We start from the raw sequence: 23,349 nt of genomic DNA on the forward strand, positions 1-23,349 counted from the left end.
GCGCGTGCTAACCGGGCAAGCCGCCATCGACGATGATCCGGCTTACCCGATCGGCCACGGCGGTGGCGGCCATGGACAGCGGCAGCACATCCGAGCGGCATAGAAATACCGGACGCGTCAGGCGCGGCGTTTTTATCCGGCGCAACGATACCTCCTCGCGCATCGCCTCTTTGCGCACGGCTTCATACGACAGGATGGTGTGCGCCAGCCCGGCTTGAACCAGCTCTATCAATTGCGGTATTGCGTTGGCCTCGGCAATGACGCGAAACGCCGTGCGCTCTTGCTGCTGATACTTGTCCAGCAGCCGGCGCAAACTATGTGGATTGCCGGGCAGAACCAGCGGTAGTTTGGCCAACGCGCTTAGGCCCATCGTCGGTAGCGCGGCCAAGTGCCCGGACCACGCTTTTGCGCCGCCGCGAGTGGCCGGGGGCGACACCACCACCAATTCCTCATCGATCAGATGCTGAAAGCGCAGGTCCACGGCCGCATCGTCGCTGAACGTCAGGCCCAGGTCGGCGTGTCCGGAGCTGACGAAGCCGGGTATGTATCCGGTGCTGGATTCTATGATCTTCAAGTAGACGTCGGGCCAGGCCTGGAGGCTGAATCGCAGCAGGGGCACGGCCACGAGCTTGGCCATGGACATCGACATGGCCAAAGACACCGTGCCGCGCGGGGCGGCCTGATCTTCTCGCACATCGGCGCGCGCTGCGTCGATGCGTCCCAGTATCTCGCGGGCGTGCGACAACAGCCGCGCGCCGGCGGCGGTGGCGGTGACGCCGCGCGATGTACGGTGCAACAGCACCACGCCCAGATCTTCTTCCAGGTTGCGGATCAGCAGGCTAAGCGCGGGCTGGGCAACGTGCAGCGCCGCCGCCGCCCGGCTGATCGAGCCGGTGGACACCACCGCGACAAAGCACTGCATTGCACGAATCGACATCGACATTCAAAGATCCTGGCCGGGGTTAGCTATAACAATTTTATGATATCGCGCATATAAAAACGGTATTTCTCATATAACTGCCCGCTTTGCATAATGCAGCCGCCACCATCGAAAAACACAAGGAGACATCATGGCGCTGATGAAAGCACTGGCCACCGCGATTGCCGCGACGGTTCTGGCCGCACCCGCGGTCGCGGATACCTGGCCGTCCAAACCCATTACGTTGCTGGTGCCGTTTTCCGCAGGCGGTCCGACGGACTTCATCGCGCGCCTGGTGGCTGATCCGCTGTCGCGCGAATTGGGCCAGCAAGTCATCGTGCAAAACAAGCCGGGCGCCAGCGGCAATGTCGGTTATCAAAGCGTGCTGAACGGGCCTGCCGACGGCTACACGCTGATGCACAACACCGTTGGCATGCAGGCGATCAACCCGTTGATGTATCCCAGTGCCAAGATGCAGCCGCTGACGGATTATGTGCCCATCGGCACGACCGGCGCCATGCCGAACCTGCTGGTGGTCAACCCCGAGCGCACGCCGGTCAAGACGCTGGCCAATCTGGTCGAGCGTGGGCGCGCGGCGCCTCATGGCCTGAGCTACGCGACGTTTGGGCCGGGCAGTTCGCCGCACGTGTATGGCGCGCTGCTGCAGAAGTTGGCGAAGTTTGACGCAGTGGGCGTGGCGTACAAAGGCAGTGCCAACGCCGTAACCGACGTGATCGGCGGGCAGGTGGATTTCCTGTTCGACAGCATGTCGACCAGCATCGGACAGGTGCAGGCGGGCAGGCTGCGGGCCTTGGCCATCACGTCGGGCGCGCGGTCGCCGCTGTTGCCGGATGTGCCCACGTTGAAAGAGGCCGGCTACGCCGGGCTGGATCTGAAATTCTGGTTCTCGCTGCAAGTGCCGGCAGGCACGCCGCCTGAAGTCGTGACCAAGCTGCGCACCGCCGTGGCCAATGTGGTGGCCAGCGAGGCCTACCGCAAGGCCATGCAGGAACGTGGCGCCGAAGCGTTGTCCGTGTCGCCGGCTGAACTCGACGCCTTCTTCAAGCGTGAAACGGCTCAATGGACCGATGCCGCCCAGGCCGTGGGATTGAAGGCCGAATGATGAATAAGCCATCTGCTACGCGCATGACGCCGCTGAAAGACATTACGGTGCTGGATTTAAGCAAGGTGCTGGCCGGCCCCCTGTGCGGCCAGTATCTGGGCGAGCTGGGCGCGCGCGTCATCAAGGTTGAACCCGTGGGCACCGGCGACGACACGCGTGCCTGGTTGCCGCAGGACGCCGGACAATCCGCCACGTTCCTGGCCGTGAATCACAACAAGCGCAGCCTGGCCGTTGACTTGAAATCCGACGCGGGCAGGGCAGTGGTGCATCGGCTGGCCCAGCAAGCGGATGTGGTGTTGCAGGGCTTCGGCGGCAAGACCGCCGCGCGCCTTGGCGTCGACTACGACACGCTGGCCCAACTGAATCCGACGCTGATCTATTGCGAAATCTCAGGGTATGGCCGTGAAGGCCCGATGGGTGACGAGCCCGGCTATGACGTGATGCTGCAAGCCTTTAGCGGCATGATCAGCACCATGGGCGAGCCGGGCGGCAACTTTGCCCGCGCCAGCTTTTCGCCGGTGGACCTGGGCACCGGATCATTCGCGTTAAGCGGCATTCTGGCGGCGCTGCTCCAGCGTGCGCAGACGGGGCAGGGCCAGTACCTGGACGTGTCGTTGCTGGACACCTCGTTGGGCTTGATGTCGTACATGGCGCAGAACTATTGGCGCACCGGCCAGGTTCCGCGTCGCATGGGCACCGGCCATCCGGCGATGTGCCCGTATCAGGCGTTTCGTGCGGCGGATGGCGACTTGATGCTGGGCGTGGGCAATGACGCGCAGTGGCAGCGCTTTTGCGCCGTTGCCGGCTTGCAGGACAAGGTGAACGATCCCGAATTTGCCAGCAACGCCGCGCGCGTGCGTAACTTCGAGGCGACTGTGGCATTGGTGCAGGCGCGGATTGCGACTCGCACGGTGGCCGACTGGATTGCCGCGCTAAAGCCCGCGGGCATCGCGTGTTCGGCTATCCACACGCTGGATCAGGCGCTGTCGCACCCGCAGGTGGCGGCGCGGGAACTCATCGTCAGCAGCCAGCATCCGGTCCTGGGCACCGTCCATAACGTGGGGCTGCCCGTGCGATTCGGCAGGCAGCCGCGCCATGCCGCCATGCCGGCGCCGCTGCTGGGACAGCACAGCCGCGAGATTCTGGCAGACTTGGGTTACACGCCCGACGACATCGACGCCTTGCTTGCCGCCGGCAGCGTGCAGGAAGCCGCTCGGCAAGCCCCCCAGGCGTCGCCCCACACTGCACCCGGAGAACCAACGTGACCTATCTACGCTACGAAGTGCGCGACCGGATCGCCGAGATTCACCTGTGCCACGCGCCGGTCAACGCGCTGGATGTGGACATGCTGGATGCGTTGATCGCCGCGCTGGAACGCGCCAATGCCGATGCCGATGTGCGCGCGGTACTTCTGGCCAGCGATCTTCCCGGCCGCTTCTGCGCGGGGCTGGACATGAAGAAACTGATGGCCAGTTCAGCCGGCGCAATCCATGCGCTGTTGACCCGGCTGTACGTCAAGCTGTACGACGCGCAATTCAATCTGACCAAGCCGTCGATTTCCGTGGTGTCGGGCGCCGTGCGCGGCGGCGGCATGACGGTGGCCATTTCCAGCGACATGATCGTGGCCGCCGACAACGCCACGTTCGGCTATCCCGAAATTGATGTCGGCGTGCTGCCCGCCATCCACTACGCGCATCTGCCTGCCATCGTGGGCAAGCATCGCGCATTCGATCTGCTCTTTACCGGCCGCACATTCAGTGCGCAGGAAGCGCACGCGCTGGGCCTGGTGGCGCGCGTTGAAGAAGAAGCGCAGTTGCTGGCGCAGGCGCGCCAGTTGGCGCATTCGTTGGCTAGCAAGCCGCCACAGGTGTTGGCCATGGGCCGCCGCGCGTTCGTGTTTGCCAACGACAACGACTACCGCCGCAAGCTGGCCACCGCCGTCGAGGTGTTCTGCAACGCCGCGGCCACGCCGGATGCCGCTGAGGGTCTGTCGGCCTTCGTCGAAAAGCGTGCTCCGGTGTGGAAGCAGGGGTAGGGAACAACAACGGCGCTTAGGCCTCATGTGCGGCGTGTAGACATGCGGGGCCTCACGTAGCTGACATGCACGCCGCGCGCCGCGCACCACCCCGAACGTCAAGCCCGAACTATTGCCCCTTGAACTGGGGCGGGCGCTTTTCACGGAACGCGCGTACGCCCTCGGCAAAGTCCCCACGACCCGCCGAATCCAAAAAGCGCGCCGTCTCCTCGGCCAGCTGCGTCTCCAAGGTGGCGTGCTGCGCGCTACGCAACAGATCCTTCGCTCCCGCAATACCATGGGGCGCGTGCCGCGCCAGTTCCTGGGCATAGCGTGCACCGGCCTCGGCCAAATCCGAAGCGGGCACGCTGCGGTTAAGCATGCCCCATGCCAACGCATCGCTTGCCGTGAACGCATCGTGTCGCAACAGCAGGTCCAGCGCACGCCGCGCGCCCAGCACGCGAACCAGCCCATGCGTCATGCCAGCGTCGGGCGTTGCGCCCAGCTTCAGGTACGCGGTCATGAAACGCGTGTCGTTATCGGCGATCGCCAGGTCGCAGGCCAGCACCAGCGACAAGCCCGCGCCCGCCGCGACGCCATGCGCTTGTGCCAACCAGATTTTGTCCATGCGTGCGATGCGCGCGATGAAATCATTCAGCGGCGTGAACAGGTCTTGCAAGGTGGCGCGCACCCGCGCCGCTTCGCCCGTGAACATGCTGATGTCGCCGCCGGCGCAAAACGCCTTGCCCGCCGCGCGCAACCGGACAACGCGGATATCCTTCTGCGTTTCCAGCCACTGCGCCGCCCGTTGCAAGTCGCGCGCCATGGCGACGTCGATGGCGTTAAGCGTGTCGGGTCGGTTCAGCGTGGCGGTGGCAAGCGTGCCGTCCGCCTCCAGCAGCAGGGAATCGAACGTGGGAAGTTCCTGGGTCATGGCGTGTCTCCGTTATCGGGTAAGTACCAGCTGTCGATCCAAAAACCGCGATGCTATGGTCTGAACCGAGCGCTTGCTTGGTTTTGTTTTAAGCAGGCCTAGCGTAACGCATAGCACTGCCGCATAGCACTGCCGCATTGAACGATTTTCCGGCGCTGGATTGGCGTAGGTAAAGACAGGTTCGTTGCATCGCCTGCCTGGCGGGTCGCCCGATTCATCGCCCAAAAAAATGTCCGCCACAAGGCGGCAAATAACTTCGCGATCAATCAGCGAGGAGACAAATGGTGGATCAGTCCGAACACGCTCCCTTGCTGGAGGTGGATGGCGTTACCTTGGCGTTTGGCGGCGTAAAAGCGCTGACGGGCGTGGGCTTCCGGGTGGCGCCCGGCACCATCACCACCGTCATCGGCCCCAACGGTGCGGGCAAGACGTCGCTGTTCAACACCATTTCCGGTTTCTATAAACCGGCTGCCGGCCAGATCCGATTTGAAGGCCGCGACATCAGCCGAATGGCGGCACCCGAGCGCGCGCGCATGGGACTGGCGCGCAGCTTTCAGAACATCGCGTTGTTTCGCGGCATGACCGTGCTGGACAACATCAAGCTGGGCCGCCACGCGCACCTGCGCACCAACGTGCTGGATGCGCTGTTCTACCTGGGCCGCGCACGGCGCGAAGAGATGGCGCTGCGGGCCGACATCGAAGAACGCATCATCGACTTTCTTGAAATCGATCACATCCGCCATGCGCCCGTGGCGGCGCTGTCCTATGGGTTGCAAAAGCGCGTGGAACTGGCGCGCGCGCTGGCCATGCAGCCCAAGGTGCTGATGCTGGACGAACCCGTGGCGGGCATGAACCGCGAAGAAACGGATGACATGGCGCGCTTCATTCTGGATGCTCGCACCGAGTGGGGCGTGACGGTGCTGATGGTTGAGCACGACATGGGCATGGTGATGGACCTGTCGGATCACGTCGTGGTGCTGAACTTCGGCCAGGTGATTGCCGACGGCACGCCCGCCGCTGTGCAGGCCAACCCCGAAGTCATCAAAGCCTATCTGGGCGCGGGGGATGTGGGCGACCTGCGCCGCCGCCTGCGGGAGGCCGCGTGATGGATGCGCTGTTCTTCCTTGAGGTAACGCTGGCGGGACTGGGCAGCGGCGGCTTGTACGCACTGGCCGCGCTGGCGTTCGTCATCGTCTACAAGGCCACGCGCGTGGTGAATATCGCCATCGGCGAATTCCTGATGCTGGGCGCCTATGTGTTCTACGCGTTTGCCACCGGCATGCAGTGGCCGATCTGGCTGGCGATTGTGGGCGCGGTTGTGGTGTCAGGCGCCTTGGGCGCGCTGGTGGAACGGCTGACGATACGGCCGATGCTGGGCGAAGCACCCATCTCGGTATTCATGGTGACAGTGGGCCTGGCCTCGATTCTGGTGGGCGTGGTGGAACTGATCTGGACAGCGGATCAACGGCGCTTGCCGGAATTCATGCCGCGTTCTCCCGTGATGATCGGCGAGGCCTTTGTTGCGCCCAAGGTGTTCTACGGATTCTGGGTGGCGGTGGTGCTGGCGCTGTTGGTGCTGGTGGTGTTTCGCTACTGGCGCGGCGGCGTGGCCCTGCGCGCCACGGCGTCCGACCAGGGCGCCGCGTATGCAATGGGCATCAACGTCCCGCGCGTGTTTTCGCTGGCCTGGGTAGCGGCCGGCGCACTGGCCGCGGTGTCGGGCGTGATCGTGGGCGCCATCGGAGGCATCTCTTCGTCGATGGGCGTGTTCGGCCTGTCGGTGCTGGTGGTCGTCATCGTGGGCGGCCTGGACAGCGTGGCGGGGGCGCTGGTGGGCGGCGTCTTCATCGGCTTGCTGGAAGCCTGGGCAGGCGCCTATCTGGGTGGCGAATTCAAGCTGCTGGCCACTTTCATCGTGCTGGTCGTGGTGCTGATGGTCAGGCCCTACGGCTTGTTCGGCACCCGTGAAATCGAGAGGCTCTGACCCATGCGCATCGCGACCGCGAAACAGACATATCTGGCCGACGAAGCCCTGTTCGATACGCGCACCCAGCATGTGTGGCTGGCGTTGCTGGCGGCTTCGCTGGTGTTGTTCCCGTTCGTGGCGGATGCGTACTGGCTGTACCTGGCCTGCCTGGTGGCCATCAATATCGCCAGCGCCACGGGCTTGAATATCCTGACCGGCTACACCGGGCTGGTCAGCCTGGGGCAAGCCGCCTTCATGGGGCTGGGCGCATACACGGTGGCCGTGATGGAATTGCGCCTGGGCACGCCGGTGCTGGTCAATCTGCTGGGCGGCGGCCTGGTCGCCATGCTGGGGGGGCTGCTGGTGGGCATCCCGTCGTTGCGGGTCAAGGGCTTGTACCTGGCCATCGCCACGATCGCCGCGTCGTTCATTGCGCATTTCATCTTTGCCAACTGGCAATTCACCGGCGGCACCACGGGCTTGCAGGTGCCGCCGGCGCGCTTGCTGGGCGTGGACCTGGATACGTCGTTCAAGATCTACTGGCTGATCGTGCCGGTGACGATATTGATGGTGCTGGGCGCCGCAAACCTGTTTCGCACCCGCATCGGCCGCGCCTTCATCGCCATCCGCGACCGCGATATCTCGGCCGAAGTGCTGGGCATCCACCTGCTGCGCTACAAGCTGCTGTCGTTCGGGCTGTCGTCTTTCTATGCGGGTGTGGCAGGCGGCTTGTGGGCGTACTTCTTTCGCGTGGTCACGCCCGAGAGCTTTCCGCTGATCATGTCGATCTTCTTCCTGGCTGCGATCATCGTGGGCGGCATGGGGTCTATCCTGGGCGCCATCCTGGGCGCGGTATTCATGACGATGGTGCCCGAATTGCTCAAGCTGATCGTCGGCTGGCTGCCCGTGGGCGGCGACGCGCTGCGTTTGGTATCGCCGGTGCGCACCATTGTTTTTGGCCTGCTGATCGTAGGCTTCCTGATCTTCGAGCCGCATGGGCTCGCGGAAATCTGGCGGCGCGTGCGTCGCTTCTTCCACCTGTGGCCATTCCGGACCTGAACGCGGTTGGCCGTTTGCATGATCCAAAAGACCCAAGGAGACACACCATGAAGCGCATCCGGATAGGCAGCGGTTTATCGAGGTTGTTGGCCCCGCTGGGCCTGGCGGCGGCAATGGCGGCGGCACCCGCCGCGCACGCTGCCGACGACCTGGTGCTGGGCGGGTCAATTCCCTTGAGCGGCGTGTTCGCGTTCGCCGGCCAGGGCATCCACGCGGGCATCACGGACTACGTGAAGATCATCAACGAACAGGGCGGCATCAAGGGGCGCAAGCTGCGCTACGTGCCGGAAGACACGGCGTACAAGGTCGATGCGTCGGTGGCGGCATTCAAGAAGATCACCAGCCAGAACAAGGTGAATTTCTACTACGGCGATTCCACCGGATTTTCAAAGACCATCAACGCTGAATTGAACCGCACGGGCGACATCCTGATGACGGGCGCGTCGTTCGCCACCGAGCTGAACGACCCCGCCAAGTATCCGGCTCAGTTCATGCTGGGGCCCGACTACACCGAAATGTTCGGCATCCTGCTGCGCTATATCGCCAAGGAAAAGCCGGGCGCGAAAGTGGCGTTTGTGTATTCCGACACCGAGTTCGGCCGCGACCCCATTGTCAGTTCGCGCGCGGTGGCTGAAAAGCTGGGCTTGAAGGTCGCGACTGAAATCATGACGCCGCCGGGCAGTGTGGACGTGTCCACCGAAGTCATCAAGCTGCGCCGCGCCGACCCTGACTTCACGATCTTCCACGGCTACGTGCTGGCGCCCATTCCCGAATTCGTGGGGCAGGGCAAGCGCATGGGCTTGAAGACGCGTTACATGGGCACGTTCTGGACGATGGACAACTCCACCGTGATGCAGATGGGCGAAGACGCCGAGGGCTTCATGGGCGTGATGCCGTATCGCTACTACTACGACACCGAGGGCGATGCGCCGATGCTCAAGAAGATCCGCGAGATGCGCCCGCAGTATCAAAGTACCGGCTACATGCAGGGCTTCCTGGCCGCGATGCTGTTTTCTGAAGTGGCCAAGCGCACGCTGGACGCCGGCAAGGACCTGACCAGCGCCAACATGAAAGCCGCGCTGGACGGCATCAAGGACTTCGACACGGGCGGGCTGATCGGCGTGCCCATCACCATCAAGGGCAATTCCATACCGGTGGGCCGCATCTATCGCGCCGATGTGAAGCAAAAGCAGATGGTGCCCGCGTCTGACTGGATCGTGCTCAAGTGAGGCGCCCGTGACTTTGGCCCCTGACGCGCACACGGCATCGGCCGGCACCGCCACGCCCGCGGCGGTGCTGGACATCAACAATATCGAAGTCGTCTACAACAAGGCGGTGCAGGTGCTGCGCGGCCTGTCCCTGTCGGTGCCGGCCGGCAACATCGTGGCGCTCTTGGGCAGCAATGGCGCGGGCAAGTCCACCACGCTCAAGGCCGTGTCCGGCTTGCTGGACCTGGAAGACGGGGCGCTGGTGCGCGGCCACATCGTGTTCAACGGCGGCGATACCCGGGGCGCCAAGCCGCAAAACCTGGTGCGATCGGGCCTTGCGCACGTGATGGAAGGGCGCCGCGTATTCGAAGACCTGACCGTGGAAGAAAACCTGGTGGCGGCCACTTACGCGCTGACGGGCCGGCCCGGCGCGCGGGTGGACTTCGACCTGGTCTACGGCTACTTTCCGCGCCTGTTCGAGCGGCGGCGCGGCCTGGCTGGCTACTTGTCTGGCGGTGAACAGCAGATGCTGGCCATCGGGCGCGCGTTGATCGCGCAGCCGCGCCTGATGCTATTGGACGAACCCTCGCTGGGCCTGTCGCCGATGCTGGTCGAGAACATTTTTTCCATCATCGCGCGCATCAACGCCGAGCAGGGCGTGTCGATGTTGCTGGTCGAGCAGAACGCATCGGTGGCGTTGGCGGTGGCTCACTATGGCTACATCATGGAAACCGGCAAGGTCGTGATCGACGGCTCGGCCGACAAGCTGGCGGCCGACCCCGACGTGCGCGAATTCTATCTAGGCGTGGGCGGCACGGGCGAGGCGCGTGGGTTTCGCGATATCAAGCACTACAAGCGCCGCAAGCGCTGGCTGTCATGAAGGACAAGGCCATGGTTGCGTTGATTGATCCCGCCGTCTGGCCCGAACTGACCCTGCCGCAGATGTTGCGCGAGCAGGCGCGGCGCAACCCCACGGCCATCGCCATCCGGCAAAAGGACTTTGGCATCTGGAAGCCGCTGTCGTGGTCGGACTACTGGCAGCGCGCCTGCCGGGTGGGCCTGGGGCTGCGCGCCCTGGGCTTGGGGGTGGGCGGGCGCGTGGCCATCGTGTCGGAAAACCGCGTGGAATGGCTGCTGACGCAGCTGGGAGCGGGCGCCGTGGGCGGCGTGGCGGTGGGCGTGTATTCGACCAGCCCGGCCGAGGAAATGGGCTATGTGCTTGAACACGCCGACGTCGAACTGGTGGTGTGCGAAGACCAGGAGCAAACCGACAAGGTGCTGCAAGTGGCCCACCGGCTGCCCTTGCTGCGCCGCATTGTGATGATGGAGACGAAAGGCCTGCGGTCATACCCGCCCGCCGACCGCGCGCGCATCGTGGCCTTTGCCGAGGTCGAAGCCGACGGCGCGCGTCGCGAGGCGGTGGAATTTCCCGCGCTGAACGCCGCGCTGGATGCACAGCGGCTGGATGACACGGGGTTGATGATCTATACGTCGGGCTCTACCGGCAAGCCCAAGGGCGCCATGCTCAGTTACCGCAACATGCGCGGCGTGGCGCCGGGCATCGCGGACCGGTTGTCGATGGATGCGGCCAGCGTGCATCTGTCGTATCTGCCGTTATGCCATGTGGCCGAACAAATGCTGTCTACCTTCGTGCCCCTGTACCTGGGGTCGCAGGTGAACTTTGGCGAATCCATTCGCACCGTGCAGGAAGACCTGCGCGAAGTGGCGCCGACGATCTTCCTGGGCGTGCCGCGCATCTGGGAAAAGTTGCACGCCTCGATCTCGATCAAGATGCAGGAAGCGGGGCGGCTACAACAGTGGTTGTACCGGCGGGCGCTGGCGCGTTGTGCGCCGTTTCTTGAAAAGTCGCGCGCGCGGTACAGCGCAAGTGAACGGCTGACGCATGCGCTGTGGTACTGGCTGGTGCTGCGCGCCTTGCAGAACTTCATCGGCTTGCGCCGCGTGCGCGTGGCGATGACCGGCGCGGCGCCCATCCCGCCCGACGTGGTGCGCTATTTCCGCACCCTGGGGGTGCCGTTGCTGGAAGTCTATGGCCTGACGGAATCCGCCGGCATGATCTTCGGCCAGCACCCCGATCGCGTAAAAGTAGGCACGGTGGGTGAGCCGATCTTGGGCGTGGAATGGAAGATGGGCGAGGCCGGCGAATTGCTGGTGCGCGGCGACATGGTGTTCCAGGGGTATTACAAGAACCCGGACGCCACTGCCGAAACGGTGCGCGACGGCTGGCTGCATACGGGCGACGTGGTGGCGGAACAGGACGGCCGAGTGCGCATCGTGGATCGCCTGAAAGACATCATGATCACGGCGGGCGGCAAGAATCTGACGCCGTCCGAAATCGAAAACGCCGTCAAGGGCAGCCCCTATGTGAAGGAATGCATCGTGATCGCGGATGGGCGCAAGTTCGTGACCGCGCTGATCCAGCTTGAATTCGACACGGTAGGCAAGTGGGCCGAGTCGCGCCGCATTGCGTTCACGCATTTCCGGTCGCTGGCGGAATCGCCCGAGGTGCGCCAGCTGGTGCAGCAGGAAGTGTCGCGCGCCAACGCCGGGCTGGCGCCCGTGTCGCAGATCAAGCGCTTTCACCTCTTGACCAAGGAACTGGATCATGACGACGGCGAGGTCACGGCAACGATGAAAGTGCGCCGGGCCAGCATCTATCGCACGTACGCGAATGAAATCGAAAGGCTCTACGTTGAGGAGACGATGGCATGAATGACGCCGTGATCGTGGAGGCGGTTCGCACGCCGTTTGGTCGGCGTGGCGGATGGTGGGTCGATACGCGGCCCGATACGTTGCTGGCGCAGACGGTGGACGGCCTGCTGGCGCGTGCCGGCTTGCCGGGCGACAAGGTCGAGGACCTGATTGCGGGCTGCGTCAGCCAGGCGGGCGAGCAGGGCGCGAACGTGGGGCGGCTGGCGGCGCTGCTGTCCGGCCTGCCGCAAACCGTGCCGGGCGTGACGTTGAACCGCATGTGCGGCTCCAGCCAGCAGGCGGTGCACATGGGCGCGCAAGCCATCGCGGCGGGCGACATGCGTTACGTCGTCGCCGGCGGTGTTGAAAGCATGAGCCGCGTTCCGATGTTCCTGGACGTCACCTTGGGGCAGGGCGATTTCAAGGGCTTTGAATCATTGAACCCGGCGCTGTTGGAACGCCATGCGCTGATCCACCAGATTGAAAGCGCCGAGCGCATTGCCGATCACTGGAAACTGTCGCAGGCGGACATGGATGATTGGGCGCGAGAAAGCCACGCACGTGCCTGGGCCGCCGCGCGGGCCGGCCTGCATGCGGAATTGTTGCCCGGTCCGCAAGAGGCGGCGCATCGGGACGAAGGCATCCGGGAAAAGACGGACGCGGCCCGCATGGCTGCCATGGCGCCCGCGATGCGGGCCGCTGGCCAGGGCGGCGTCACCGCCGCCAACGCCAGCCAGCTGGCCGATGGGGCCGCGGCAGTGTTGCTGGCGGATCGCGACACCGCGTTGTCTGACGGGCTGCGGCCGCGCGCCCGATTCTTGGCTCGCGTGGTGGTCGGATCCGACCCCGTCATGCAGCTGACCGGCGTGATCCCGGCGGCGCGTCAGGCCTTGGCGCGTGCCGGCTTGGCGCTGGAAGACATCGACTGGATCGAAATCAACGAAGCCTTCGCCAGCGTGGTGCTGGCGTGGCAGCGCGAGGCGGGTGCCAAACCGTCACGCGTGAACCCGTGGGGCGGCGCCATCGCGCATGGCCATCCCCTGGGGGCCACCGGCGCCGGGCTGATGGCCAAGATGCTGGCGGGGCTGGAAGCGACCGAGGGCGAAATCGGCATGCAGCTGATGTGCATCGGCCATGGCATGGCCACGGCCACCATCATCCAAAGGCTGTGATCGGCCATGAACAAGACCGCGGCCGTTGCGCCGCGCGAAGAGGGCGCCGATTCCGAACGCCGCCGTGAACTGGTGCTGACGGCCGGCAGGCTGTTCTGCAAGCACGGCTACGAACGGACGACGGTGCGCGAACTGGCGCGCGCCGTGGGCTTGCAATCGGGCAGCCTGTTCCATCACTTTCGCAGCAAGGAAGAAATTCTGGTGGCGGTGATGAACAACGGCATCCAGGAAGTGATCGACGGGGGCGAGCGCGCGCTGGCGCACTACGACGCGCCGGCGGACCGGCTTGCCGCCCTGTTTCGCGTGCACATGTGGAGCATGTTGCAGGGCGCGGGCGGCGATGCGATGAATGCGCTGGTGTACGAATGGCGCAGCTTGTCCGCGCCCAGCCAGTCGGCGGTCAAGGCCTTAAGCGATCGCTACGAGGCAATGTGGCAGTCGGTGGTGGCGGATGCCGTTCAATCAGGCCTGATCCAGGGCGACGCGCGCGTCATCAAGCGCTGCGTGCTGGGGGCGATGAACCTGACGGTGCAGTGGTACAAGCCTGGCGGCCGTCTGGCGCCGGCGGCTTTCATCGATGCGATGTTGTTGGCGTCGTTGCCGGCGTTGCCGGAAGGGGCAGGCGCGTGGCCGCTGAATGCCGCCGCCTAGCTGCGACGCTTCAGGAATGCCGCCACGGCGCACGCCACCCCCAAGGCCAGCAGGCAACCGGAGACGGGAAGCAGGAAGTCGGCTTCGCCGTGATAGCCGCCGCCAGTGACGCCGCCGGCCACGCCGCCCATCCACAACAGCGCCGTCAAGATCGCGGCCACCACGGAGATCGCGGTGGCGATGCATAGCGCAATGAACACCGGGCGGCGTGGCCGCACAGGCGCGTAAGTCGCGCCCGGCAGGACGCGGCGGGGTTGCTTGATCCAATAGACCAGCCCCGCCACGACCAGCAGCAGCATCAGGATCTTGAAGATCACGACGCCGTCCCGGTGGTTGCCTGCGCGGGTGCGACCTTAGTCTTCACGACGCAGGTGCGGGAACAGGATCACATCGCGGATGCTGGGGCTGTCAGTCAGCAGCATGACCAGGCGGTCGATGCCGATGCCGCAGCCGCCCGTCGGAGGCATGCCGTATTCCAGCGCGCGGATGTAGTCCGCGTCATAGAACATGGCTTCTTCGTCGCCCGCGTCCTTGGCTTCGACTTGCGAGCGGAAGCGCTCGGCCTGGTCTTCGGGGTCGTTCAATTCCGAGAAGCCGTTGGCGATTTCGCGGCCCGTCATGAACAGCTCGAAGCGCTCGGTGATGCCTTCGCGCGTGTCGGAAGCGCGCGCCAGCGGCGACACTTCGACCGGGTAGTCGATGATGTAGGTGGGGCTCCAGAGCTTGGCTTCGGCCGTCTCTTCGAACAGCGCCAGTTGCAGCGCGCCCAGGCCGGCGCGCGACAGCACGGGGCCGTCGGCGTCCGCGCCCAGCTTCTTCAGTTCAGCGCGCACGAAGACCGGGTCATCCAGCTGTGCCTGCGTGTAGCCCGGCGCGTACTTCAGGATGGCTTCGCAGATGGTCAGGCGGTCGAACGGCTTGGACAGGTCCAACTCGCGTTCCTGATACGTCAGCACGGCGCTGCCCGTGGCCGAGATGGCGGCCTGGCGGATCAGTTCTTCCGTGAAGTCCATCAGCCAGCGGTATTCCGCATAGGCCGCGTAGAACTCCATCATCGTGAATTCAGGGTTGTGACGCGGGCTGACGCCTTCGTTGCGGAAGTTGCGGTTGACTTCGAACACGCGTTCGAAGCCGCCGACAATCAGGCGCTTCAGGTAGAGCTCGGGCGCGATGCGCAGGTACATTTCCATGTCCAGCGCATTGTGGTGCGTGACGAAGGGCTTGGCCGCCGCGCCGCCCGGAATCGGGTGCAGCATCGGCGTTTCCACTTCCAGGAAGCCGGCGTTCAGCATGAACTGGCGGATGCTGCCCACGGCCTTGCTGCGCGCTTCGAACGTGCGGCGCGTGGCGTCCGTCATGATCAAGTCAACATAGCGCTGGCGATAGCGCAGTTCCTGGTCGGCCACGCCGTGGAACTTGTCGGGCAGCGGGCGCAGCGACTTGGACAGCAGGCGGGCGGTGGCGGCGTGCACCGACAATTCGCCCTTGTTGGTCTTGAAGACCGACCCTTCGATCGCGATGATGTCGCCGATGTCCCATTGCTTGAACGCGGCGTAGTTGTCTTCGCCCAGCGTGCCACGGTCCAGGTAGATCTGGATGCGGCCGGTGCTGTCTTGCAGCGTGGCGAAGCTGGCCTTGCCCATGACGCGCTTGAGCATCATGCGGCCGGCCACCTTGACGGTGACGCCGGCGGCGGCCAGGGCTTCCTGTTCCTCGCCGTCGTACTTGTCGTGCAGCGCGGCGGCGCGGGCGTCCGGAACGAAATCGTTCGGGTACGCAACCCCGGTTTCGCGCAGTTTGGCCAGCTTGGCGCGCCGTTCGGCGATCAAGCGGTTTTCATCCTGGGCGGGTGCCGGAGCGGTCGAGTGGTCGGTCATGGTAAGGGGATCAGTCGTAATTGCGGATGTCGTCGATGTCGGTCGTGCCGAAATCTTCGCGATCCAGGTAGGCAAGGATGCGGGCGGCCACATTGGCGGGCGAAGCGAGCTTGCCCGTGGCGTGGAAGTCCTGGAACTTGGCCAGCGCCGGGAAGCTGTCGGGGTCGCTGGAACGGATGGCGACCTGCATGTCGGTGTCGACGATGCCGGGGGCCAGCGCGACGATGCGCGCGCCGTCGGCGCCTTGTTCCTGCTTGACCACGCGCGTGTACATGTCCAGCGCGGCCTTGGTGGCGCAGTAGACGCCCCAGCCGGCGTTCGGGTTGCGGCCCGCGCCGGACGAAATGTTCAGCACGCGGCGGTCAGCGGCAAGGTCTTCGACGGCGGCCAGAAAGCGCGCGGTCAGCAGCATGACGGCGGTGACGTTCAGGTTGAAGGCGGCGGTAATGGCCGCGCTGTCGATCAGGGCGTCGGTGCCGGCCACGGGATGCACCGTGCCCGCATTGTTGATAAGCAGATAGCGCTTGGCATCGCGCGGCAGCGCCGCGCAGATGCGTTCAGCCGAGGCTTCGGCCGCTTTCAAGTCCGAGAGGTCCACGGACAGCTGTTCCAGCTGCACATCCTGCGACCGCGCGTAAGCGGCCAGTTCGGGGTCTTCGCGGCGCGCCAGCGTGATCAGGCGGGTGCCCGGCTTGGCCAGGCCGCGCGCCATGGCGGCGCCGATGCCGCGCGAAGCGCCGGTAAGGATTGCGATGGTGTCAGACATTCGTGGACCTCTGGGTACGGTTAGCGGAAGTATCGCGACAGACTTAAACGCCTTGCTTCAGGCTGGCCTGGATGAAGGGATCCAGGTCGCCGTCCAGCACTTTCTGCGTGTTGGAGATTTCAACGTTCGTGCGCAGGTCCTTGATGCGGCTTTGGTCCAGCACGTACGAACGGATCTGATGGCCCCAGCCCACATCGGTCTTGGAGTCTTCCAGCTTCTGCTGCTCGGCCATGCGGTTGCGCATTTCCAGTTCGTAGAGCTTGGACTTCAGCATCTGCATGGCTTCGGCGCGGTTGCGATGCTGCGAACGGTCGTTCTGGCACTGCACCACGATGCCCGTCGGGATGTGCGTCAGGCGCACGGCGGAATCGGTCTTGTTGATGTGCTGACCGCCCGCGCCGGACGCGCGGTAGGTGTCCACGCGCAGGTCGGCGGGGTTCACTTCCACTTCAAACGACTCATCGACTTCCGGGTACACGAAGACGCTGGCGAACGACGTGTGGCGACCGCCGGAGGAATCGAACGGGCTCTTGCGGACCAGGCGATGCACGCCGGTTTCGGTGCGCAGGTAGCCGAAGGCGTATTCGCCTTCCATCTTGATGGTGGCCGACTTGATGCCCGCGACGTCGCCTTCGGATTCTTCCAGGACTTCGACCTTGAAGCCCTTGCGCTCGGCGTACTTGAGGTACTGGCGCAGCAGCATCGATGCCCAATCCTGCGCCTCGGTGCCGCCGGCGCCTGCCTGGATGTCCAGGAAGCAATTGAGCGGGTCGGCCGGGTTGGAGAACATGCGGCGAAATTCCAGGTTTTCAAGCTTTTCCTGGAACGCGTCGGCGTCCTTTTCGATGGATTCAAGGGTGGAATCGTCGTCGTCGGCCTCGGCCAGTTCAAACAATTCGTTGGCGTCGGCCAGGCCCGTGCCAAGACCGGTAAGCGTTTCCACCACGTCTTCCAGGGCTTTCTTTTCACGGCCCAGGTCCTGGGCGTGCTTGGGGTCGTTCCAGACCGCCGGGTCTTCGAGCTCGGCGTTTACAACGTGCAGGCGTTCAGCTTTGGCATCGTAGTCAAAGATACCTCCGTAGAGCCTGTTCGCGCTCCGCGTAATCGGCGAGGCGGGCTGCGAGCTGGTTCTGACGTTCGGCTTCCATGATGATCCTGTCCTGATGACTTTTGTGCGAAACCTGGCATTTTACCGTGGTTGCGGCAACTACGCGGACGCGTGTTGCAACAGGGGGGGACGGATCGCCGGTTTGGAAGCGATCGTGCCGGCGTCGGCTTCCCCCGGCCTTTACCCCGCGTGCTCGATCACCAACTGCACCGACACCATGCCGTTCCACACGTTCTGCTCCAGGCGGTACGCCGCCTGGATGTGTTCAGGCAGCGACTGGTCGTGGCCGAACCAGATCGCGTCAAAGCGCTGGTGGCCGCGTTCCAGGGACAGCTTCAGGTGCTTTTCGCCGACCAGACGCTGGTTGCGTACGGTGAATTCGTCCAGGAACAGGGGGGCGGCAAAGCCCGCGCCCCAGACCTGCTGCTGCAACATGCCGGCGATTTCGGCGTTGGCGTAGCCGGACTCCAGTGACCCGTCGGTTTCAATGACCGGTTCGAAGGTGTCGCGGCCGGTCAGTTCGCGCACGGCGGCGTCGAACGCGGGCGCGAAGGCGGGGAAGTCGGCGCGGCCCAGCGTCAGGCCGGCCGCCATGGCGTGGCCGCCAAACTTGCGGATCAGGTTGGGGTGGCGCTTGGACACAAGGTCCAGCGCGTCGCGCAGATGCACGTCGGGAATGGAGCGGCCCGAGCCGCGGATTTCGTCATCGCCCGCCGGTGCGAAGGCCAGCGTGGGGCGCCAGAATTTTTCTTTCAGGCGCGAGGCCACCAAGCCCACCACGCCCTGGTGCCAGCCGGGGTCGAACACGCAGACCGTGGCGCCCGCCGCCGCATTGGGCGCTTCCATGGCGGCCAGCGCCTGCTCGCGCATTTCGGCTTCGATCGTGCGGCGTTCGCGGTTGATGTTGTCGAGCTCGCGCGCCATTTCCAGCGCTTGCGCTTCGTCGTCCGTCGTCAGGCAGGCAATGCCCAGGCTCATGTCGGCCAGGCGGCCCGCCGCGTTGATGCGCGGGCCCAGCGCAAAGCCCAGGTCGAAACCATTGGCGCTGCGCGGTTCGCGGCCGGCCACGGCAAACAGCGCGCGCAGGCCGGGTTGCAGCCGGCCGCTGCGCATGCGTTGCAAGCCCTGCGTGACCAGCAGGCGGTTGTTGGCGTCTAGCTTGACCACGTCGGCAACGGTGCCCAACGCCACCAGGTCGGACAGCGCATCCAGGCGCGGGCCGCCATCGGGCGGGTAGACGCCACGGCGACGCAGCTCGGCGCGCAGCGCCAGCATCATGTAGAAGATCACGCCCACGCCCGCCAGGTTCTTGGACGGGAAGCCGCAGCCAGGCTGGTTCGGGTTCACGATGGCCAGCGCGTCGGGCAGGGTGTCGCCGGGCAGGTGGTGGTCGGTGATGACCACGCCGATGCCCGCGTCGTTGGCGGCGGCCACGCCGTCCACGCTGGCGATGCCGTTGTCCACGGTGATGATGATGTCGGGCTTGCCGCTGCGGTGGCGCACGGCCAAGTCGACCACGGCGGGCGACAGGCCATAGCCGGTTTCAAAGCGGTTGGGCACCAGGAAGTCGACGTCGGCGCCCATGGCGGACAAGGCGCGCAGCCCGACCGCGCAGGCGGTGGCGCCGTCGCAATCGTAGTCGGCCACGATCAAGAGCTTCTTGCCGGCCTGGATGGCGTCGGCAAGAACACCGGCGGCGTGCGCGGAATGGGTCAGGCCGGCGGGCGGCAACAACGACGGCCACGCCAGCTTGGTCTGATCAGGATGCGTGACGCCGCGGGCGGCCCACAGGCGAGCCAGCAGGGGATGGATGCCCGACGCTTCCAGGATGCGGCAGGCGTCCAGGTCGGCGGGGCGAGTCGTTAAGCGGGGTGAGACCACCAGGCGCTCCAGTTTTTCTTGGGCGCGGGCAGCAAGCCCAGCAGGCCCCCGCGCGGTTTCAGGGTCAGGGCGACTTGGCGGTCGTCGCCCAGCAGCAGCAGTTCGGCGGGCGTGTCAGGCACGCCCTGCTTGCCCGCCAGGGGACGCAAATGCTGCGTATCGAGTTCGGTCAGGGCGTCAAGCCAGGCGGCCCAATCGCCCGCGCGCTGGGGCGCGTCAAGGCCGGTCAGCACGCGTTCGGGGCCGGGCGCGGCCACCGGCCAGGGCGTACCGCCGCCGTAAAGCCATAGCGCATTGACGGGCGGCAGGCCGCGCGCGGCGCGCTCGTCGTTGACGGGGTGTTCGTGCCACGCCATCTGTATTTCATTCAGCAAACGCCGCCACGGCCGCGTTTCCGCGTCCTGGCGCCACCATTCATTCAAGCGATGCCCCGCCACGACCAGTGGCGATGCCGTCCGCGGCCGCAGCCCGTCGGGCAAGGTCAGCCGCCAGCGCTGCGCGGACAGCGGCTGGACGGAAAAGCCGGTGCCGTCGAACAGCGGCTGCGCCGTGTCCAGCAAGGCGGCGGATTCTTCGGGGCGCAGATCCATCTGGCCGGGGTCCAGCAGATTGGCCTGGTCCGCGCCCAGGGCAAGGTGGACCAGCTCGGCCAGCCACACGGCCTGGCCGGCCGGGGCCTGGTCTGCGGCCAGCAACGGACCCAGGCCCGCGCCTTGCAGCAGGCCGGGCTCGGGCCGGTAGCCCGCGCGGGTCAGTTGCCACGATTCAAAGGCCGTGCAGCCGGCGGCACGCACATCAAAGGGGGCGGCGCGGGCGGCGCCGGCCAGCAACCAGCGGTGCAGCGTGGGGGCGCGTTCGGGCAGCAGCTTGGCCAGTTCGGCGGCAACGGGAAGGGCGGGCAGGGCGCCCGGAATGACGATCAGCATGGCCGCGATTGTAGTCCGCCCGGGCGGCGGGAACTAAGCGGCGGTGGCGGCTGCCATAGGTTGACACGGCTGGTCGTGGAACCGCACATCCGCGGCGCGATTTCCAGGCCGTTAATGCCATAATGCGCACGTGCTGAAAATACCCTACGAACTCTGGATAGGCGCCCGCTATGCCGGGATGGCCCGAATCCGCCAGCGACGCGGGCGCCGCGATCGCTTCATCTCCTTCATCGCCGCCAGCTCCATGGCGGGCATCGCGCTGGGCGTTGCCGCCTTGATCGTGGTGCTATCCGTGATGAACGGTTTCCAAAAAGAAGTGCGCGACCGCATGTTGTCGGTGCTGCCGCACATCGAACTCTATATTCCCGGCGCCTTGCCCGAACAGGTGCTTGAGCGCTGGCAGCAGTTCGCCACCGCCGCCGAGCAAAACGCCCAGGTCAAGGCCGGCGCGCCCTTCGTGGCGGCGCAGGGCATGCTGGTGCGGGGGCAGGCGTTGCGCGGTGTGCAGGTGCGGGGTATCGACCCGGCCACCGAAGGCAATGTGTCGGACCTGCCGCGCCAGATGGTGTCGGGCAAGCTGACCGATCTTAAAGCCGGTGGCTTTGGCGTGGTGCTGGGCAACGAACTGGCCGACGGGCTGGGCGTGAAAGTGGGCGACACGCTGTTGATGATGGCGCCGCAAGGCTCGATCAGCCCAGCGGGATTTGCGCCGCGCATGCGCCAGTTCACCGTGGTGGGCGTGTTCTCGTCCGGCCACTATGAATACGATTCGTCGCTGGCGTTTGTCGATAACCAGGACGCTGCCCGCGTGTTCCGTGAAAGCGGCACGGCCGGCGTGCGGCTGCGCATTGCCGACATGCAGAAGGCGCCCGAAGTTGCCAACGAACTGAAGAAGGTGCTGCCGCCCTACGTGATGGCCAGCGACTGGTCGCGCAACAACCGCACCTGGTTCGCCGCCGTGCAAACCGAAAAACGCATGATGTTCCTGATCCTGGCGCTGATCGTGGCGGTGGCCGCGTTCAACCTGCTGTCGTCGCTGGTGATGGCCGTGAAAGACAAGCAGTCCGACATCGCCATCCTGCGCACGCTGGGCGCGGGGCCGGGCGAAGTGGCGCGCATCTTCCTGGTGCAAGGCGCGATGATCGGCGTCATCGGCACCCTGCTGGGCGTGGTGGGCGGCATTGCCATTGCGTACAACGTGGATGTGATCGTGCCGTTCATCGAGCGCATGCTGGGCGTGCATTTCCTGCCGCGCGAAGTCTATTTCATCAGTGCGTTGCCGTCCGACCCGCAAATGGGCGACATCGCCACCATCGGCCTGACGTCGCTGGTGCTGTCGTTGCTGGCGACGCTGTATCCCAGCTGGCGCGCCTCGCGTCTGCAACCGGCACAGGTGCTGCGCCATGATTAAGATTCCAAACGCAGACGCCCTGACGCCCGCGTTGCAGGCCGAGAACATCGTCAAGTACTACGACGAAGGCCCCGCCCGCATCGACGTGCTCAGCAACGTCAGCCTGTCGGTGGCGCGCGGTGAGATGGTTGCCATCGTGGGCGCTTCCGGCTCGGGCAAGAGCACCTTGCTGCACATCCTGGGCTTGCTTGACGTGCCCACCAGTGGCTCGGTGTCCGTTGACGGCAAATTGGCCGTGGGTTTGTCCGAAGCCAAGAAAAGCGCCGTGCGCAACAGCAGCCTGGGCTTTGTCTATCAGTTTCACCATCTGCTGCCGGAATTCTCGGCGCTGGATAACGTGGCCATGCCGCTGATCGTGCGCCGCGAAACCCGCGACAAGGCTCGCGCCGCCGCGCGCGAAGTGCTGGCGCTGGTGGGCCTGGCCGCGCGCGAGGACCATTTCCCGGGCCAGTTGTCGGGCGGCGAACGCCAGCGGGTGGCCCTGGCGCGCGCGCTGGTCACGCGACCTGTTTGCGTGCTGGCCGACGAACCCACCGGCAACCTGGACCGCAACACCGCGCACAAGATGTTCGAACTGTTGACGCGCGTGAACCAGGAATCGGGCACGGCATTCGCCATCGTTACGCATGACCCGGAACTGGCCGCCCGTGCCGACCGCCAACTGCTGATGGAAAACGGCCGGCTGGTGTCGGGGTAGCAGGGCCATGCCGGTGGCGCGCATAATGGCGCCTAGGAGACCCCGCCCATGCTGATCGACACCCACTGCCATCTGGACGCTGCCGAGTTCGACGCCGACCGCCAGCAGGTAGCCGACCACGCATGCGAAGCCGGCGTGGGGTCCATCGTGATCCCCGCCGTCGAACGCGCCAACTTCTCCGTGGTGCAGGCGCTGGCCGGGCAGATCGCCGGGGGCGCTTACGCGTTGGGCATCCACCCGCTGTACGTGCAACGCGCCAACGATGCTGACCTGGACGTTCTGCGCCACACCATCAAGCAATGCCTGGGCGACCCCCGCTTTGTCGCCATCGGCGAAATCGGCCTGGATTTTTTCGTGCCCGAGATTGCCACGGGGGAACCGCGCGAACGCCAGGAACGCTTTTATGCCGCGCAGCTGGCCATGGCCGCCGAGTTCAAGCTGCCGGTGCTGCTGCACGTGCGCCGTTCGCAAGACATCCTGCTCAAGTACCTGCGCCGCCATGGTCCCGTTGGCGGCATCGCGCATGCCTTCAATGGCAGTGCGCAACAGGCGCAAGCATTCATCGACCACGGTTTTGCCTTGGGCATGGGCGGCGCCATGACCTACGAGCGGGCCTTGCAGATTCGTCGCCATGCGGCGGATGTGGACTTGTCCCACCTGGTGCTGGAGACCGACGCGCCCGATATCCCGCCCGCCTGGCTGCACCCGCCGCAGCGCCGCAATCGGCCGGGTGAGCTGCCGCGCATTGCCGCTGTGCTGGCCGAACTGCGCGGCATCACGCCCGCCCAGGTCGCGCACGCCACCACCGCCAACGCCATGCGCGTCCTGCCGCGGCTGCCCGCCGCCATCCTGGCCGGCGACAACTGAACGCGTCCCCGCATGATGCCGCCGGAAGGCGGCATTTTGTCGTCTGGATACATCAAAG

At 65.4% G+C, this 23,349-nt stretch carries 22 protein-coding genes; 14 read left to right on the forward strand and 8 right to left on the reverse strand.

Annotated elements, in window-relative coordinates; translation table 11 throughout:
• Window positions 1-7: 7 nt before the first annotated feature.
• A complete protein-coding gene (locus ACNPP0_RS05890) occupies window positions 8-943 on the reverse strand; it encodes a LysR family transcriptional regulator (protein WP_448705264.1) in 936 nt (311 codons plus the stop codon).
• A gap of 127 nt (window positions 944-1,070) precedes the next feature.
• On the opposite strand from ACNPP0_RS05890, the gene ACNPP0_RS05895 reads away from it, so the two are divergent.
• Genes ACNPP0_RS05895 through ACNPP0_RS05905 form a run of 3 tightly spaced genes read left to right on the forward strand, consistent with a single transcriptional unit; the run spans window position 1,071 to window position 4,077 of the window.
• Window positions 1,071-2,042, forward strand: coding sequence for a Bug family tripartite tricarboxylate transporter substrate binding protein (locus ACNPP0_RS05895; RefSeq protein WP_448705265.1), 972 nt, complete (start codon window positions 1,071-1,073; stop codon window positions 2,040-2,042).
• 23 nt (window positions 2,043-2,065) lie between these two features.
• Window positions 2,066-3,307: a CaiB/BaiF CoA transferase family protein gene (locus ACNPP0_RS05900; protein ID WP_448705325.1), complete on the forward strand. Its 1,242-nt coding sequence runs from the start codon at window positions 2,066-2,068 to the stop codon at window positions 3,305-3,307.
• Window positions 3,304-4,077: an enoyl-CoA hydratase/isomerase family protein gene (locus tag ACNPP0_RS05905; protein WP_332608625.1), complete on the forward strand. Its 774-nt coding sequence runs from the start codon at window positions 3,304-3,306 to the stop codon at window positions 4,075-4,077. The genes ACNPP0_RS05900 and ACNPP0_RS05905 overlap by 4 nt, the downstream gene beginning before the upstream one ends.
• A gap of 109 nt (window positions 4,078-4,186) precedes the next feature.
• Here ACNPP0_RS05905 and ACNPP0_RS05910 read toward each other — a convergent pair whose 3' ends face one another.
• Window positions 4,187-4,990 (reverse strand): enoyl-CoA hydratase/isomerase family protein, encoded by an 804-nt coding sequence (locus ACNPP0_RS05910; RefSeq protein WP_448705266.1) that lies wholly within the window; start codon window positions 4,988-4,990, stop codon window positions 4,187-4,189.
• Window positions 4,991-5,271: 281 nt separating this feature from the next.
• Between ACNPP0_RS05910 and ACNPP0_RS05915 the strand changes: the two genes are divergently transcribed.
• From ACNPP0_RS05915 to ACNPP0_RS05950, 8 genes are all read left to right on the forward strand, one after another.
• Window positions 5,272-6,096, forward strand: coding sequence for an ABC transporter ATP-binding protein (locus ACNPP0_RS05915; protein ID WP_448705267.1), 825 nt, complete (start codon window positions 5,272-5,274; stop codon window positions 6,094-6,096).
• Entirely contained in the window at window positions 6,096-6,974 is an 879-nt protein-coding gene (locus tag ACNPP0_RS05920) for a branched-chain amino acid ABC transporter permease (RefSeq protein ID WP_046805786.1), read from the forward strand. Before ACNPP0_RS05915 ends, ACNPP0_RS05920 begins: the two co-directional genes overlap by 1 nt.
• 3 nt (window positions 6,975-6,977) lie before the next feature.
• Window positions 6,978-8,015 (forward strand): branched-chain amino acid ABC transporter permease, encoded by a 1,038-nt coding sequence (locus ACNPP0_RS05925; RefSeq protein ID WP_332608622.1) that lies wholly within the window; start codon window positions 6,978-6,980, stop codon window positions 8,013-8,015.
• 47 nt (window positions 8,016-8,062) lie between these two features.
• Window positions 8,063-9,244, forward strand: coding sequence for an ABC transporter substrate-binding protein (locus ACNPP0_RS05930; RefSeq protein ID WP_448705268.1), 1,182 nt, complete (start codon window positions 8,063-8,065; stop codon window positions 9,242-9,244).
• 64 nt (window positions 9,245-9,308) lie between these two features.
• Window positions 9,309-10,103, forward strand: coding sequence for an ABC transporter ATP-binding protein (locus tag ACNPP0_RS05935; RefSeq protein ID WP_046805831.1), 795 nt, complete (start codon window positions 9,309-9,311; stop codon window positions 10,101-10,103).
• Between the two features lie 11 nt (window positions 10,104-10,114).
• A complete protein-coding gene (locus ACNPP0_RS05940; protein WP_448705269.1) occupies window positions 10,115-11,956 on the forward strand; it encodes an AMP-dependent synthetase/ligase in 1,842 nt (613 codons plus the stop codon).
• Complete coding sequence (locus tag ACNPP0_RS05945) at window positions 11,953-13,107, forward strand: thiolase family protein (RefSeq protein WP_448705270.1); 1,155 nt, start codon at window positions 11,953-11,955, stop codon at window positions 13,105-13,107. The genes ACNPP0_RS05940 and ACNPP0_RS05945 overlap by 4 nt, the downstream gene beginning before the upstream one ends.
• Window positions 13,108-13,113: 6 nt before the next feature.
• Window positions 13,114-13,758 carry a TetR/AcrR family transcriptional regulator gene (locus ACNPP0_RS05950; RefSeq protein ID WP_448705271.1) on the forward strand — a complete coding sequence of 215 codons (645 nt, stop codon included), beginning with the start codon at window positions 13,114-13,116 and terminating at the stop codon, window positions 13,756-13,758.
• Here the strand turns inward: ACNPP0_RS05950 and ACNPP0_RS05955 are convergent.
• The 6 genes from ACNPP0_RS05955 to ACNPP0_RS05980 form a co-directional block, all read right to left on the reverse strand.
• Window positions 13,755-14,075 (reverse strand): preprotein translocase subunit TatB, encoded by a 321-nt coding sequence (locus ACNPP0_RS05955; protein ID WP_448705272.1) that lies wholly within the window; start codon window positions 14,073-14,075, stop codon window positions 13,755-13,757. The genes ACNPP0_RS05950 and ACNPP0_RS05955 overlap by 4 nt on opposite strands.
• 36 nt (window positions 14,076-14,111) lie before the next feature.
• On the reverse strand, window positions 14,112-15,635 hold the full coding sequence (lysS, locus tag ACNPP0_RS05960; protein WP_448705273.1) for a lysine--tRNA ligase: 1,524 nt from the start codon (window positions 15,633-15,635) through the stop codon (window positions 14,112-14,114).
• 10 nt (window positions 15,636-15,645) lie between these two features.
• Window positions 15,646-16,401: an SDR family oxidoreductase gene (locus tag ACNPP0_RS05965; protein WP_448705274.1), complete on the reverse strand. Its 756-nt coding sequence runs from the start codon at window positions 16,399-16,401 to the stop codon at window positions 15,646-15,648.
• A 43-nt stretch (window positions 16,402-16,444) separates the two neighbouring features.
• Window positions 16,445-17,549 (reverse strand): peptide chain release factor 2 gene (prfB, locus tag ACNPP0_RS05970; protein ID WP_100856261.1). Its coding sequence is split into 2 segments (ribosomal slippage): window positions 16,445-17,467 and window positions 17,469-17,549, totalling 1,104 coding nucleotides; the frame shifts between segments, so codons are not numbered across the junction.
• A 140-nt stretch (window positions 17,550-17,689) separates the two neighbouring features.
• Window positions 17,690-19,390 carry a single-stranded-DNA-specific exonuclease RecJ gene (gene recJ, locus ACNPP0_RS05975; RefSeq protein ID WP_448705275.1) on the reverse strand — a complete coding sequence of 567 codons (1,701 nt, stop codon included), beginning with the start codon at window positions 19,388-19,390 and terminating at the stop codon, window positions 17,690-17,692.
• Window positions 19,372-20,316 (reverse strand): hypothetical protein, encoded by a 945-nt coding sequence (locus ACNPP0_RS05980; RefSeq protein WP_448705276.1) that lies wholly within the window; start codon window positions 20,314-20,316, stop codon window positions 19,372-19,374. Before ACNPP0_RS05980 ends, recJ begins: the two co-directional genes overlap by 19 nt.
• 178 nt (window positions 20,317-20,494) lie before the next feature.
• Between ACNPP0_RS05980 and ACNPP0_RS05985 the strand changes: the two genes are divergently transcribed.
• From ACNPP0_RS05985 to ACNPP0_RS05995, 3 genes are read left to right on the forward strand one after another with little or no spacing between them, the layout of a single operon-like run.
• On the forward strand, window positions 20,495-21,727 hold the full coding sequence (locus tag ACNPP0_RS05985) for a lipoprotein-releasing ABC transporter permease subunit (RefSeq protein ID WP_332608961.1): 1,233 nt from the start codon (window positions 20,495-20,497) through the stop codon (window positions 21,725-21,727).
• The gene (locus ACNPP0_RS05990; protein ID WP_046805775.1) at window positions 21,720-22,424 is read left to right on the forward strand and encodes an ABC transporter ATP-binding protein; all 705 of its coding nucleotides are present in this window, start codon (window positions 21,720-21,722) and stop codon (window positions 22,422-22,424) included. The genes ACNPP0_RS05985 and ACNPP0_RS05990 overlap by 8 nt, the downstream gene beginning before the upstream one ends.
• A 48-nt stretch (window positions 22,425-22,472) precedes the next feature.
• Window positions 22,473-23,291: a TatD family hydrolase gene (locus ACNPP0_RS05995; RefSeq protein WP_448705277.1), complete on the forward strand. Its 819-nt coding sequence runs from the start codon at window positions 22,473-22,475 to the stop codon at window positions 23,289-23,291.
• Window positions 23,292-23,349 lie beyond the last annotated feature (58 nt).

The organism is Achromobacter semiaridum, from assembly GCF_053543755.1.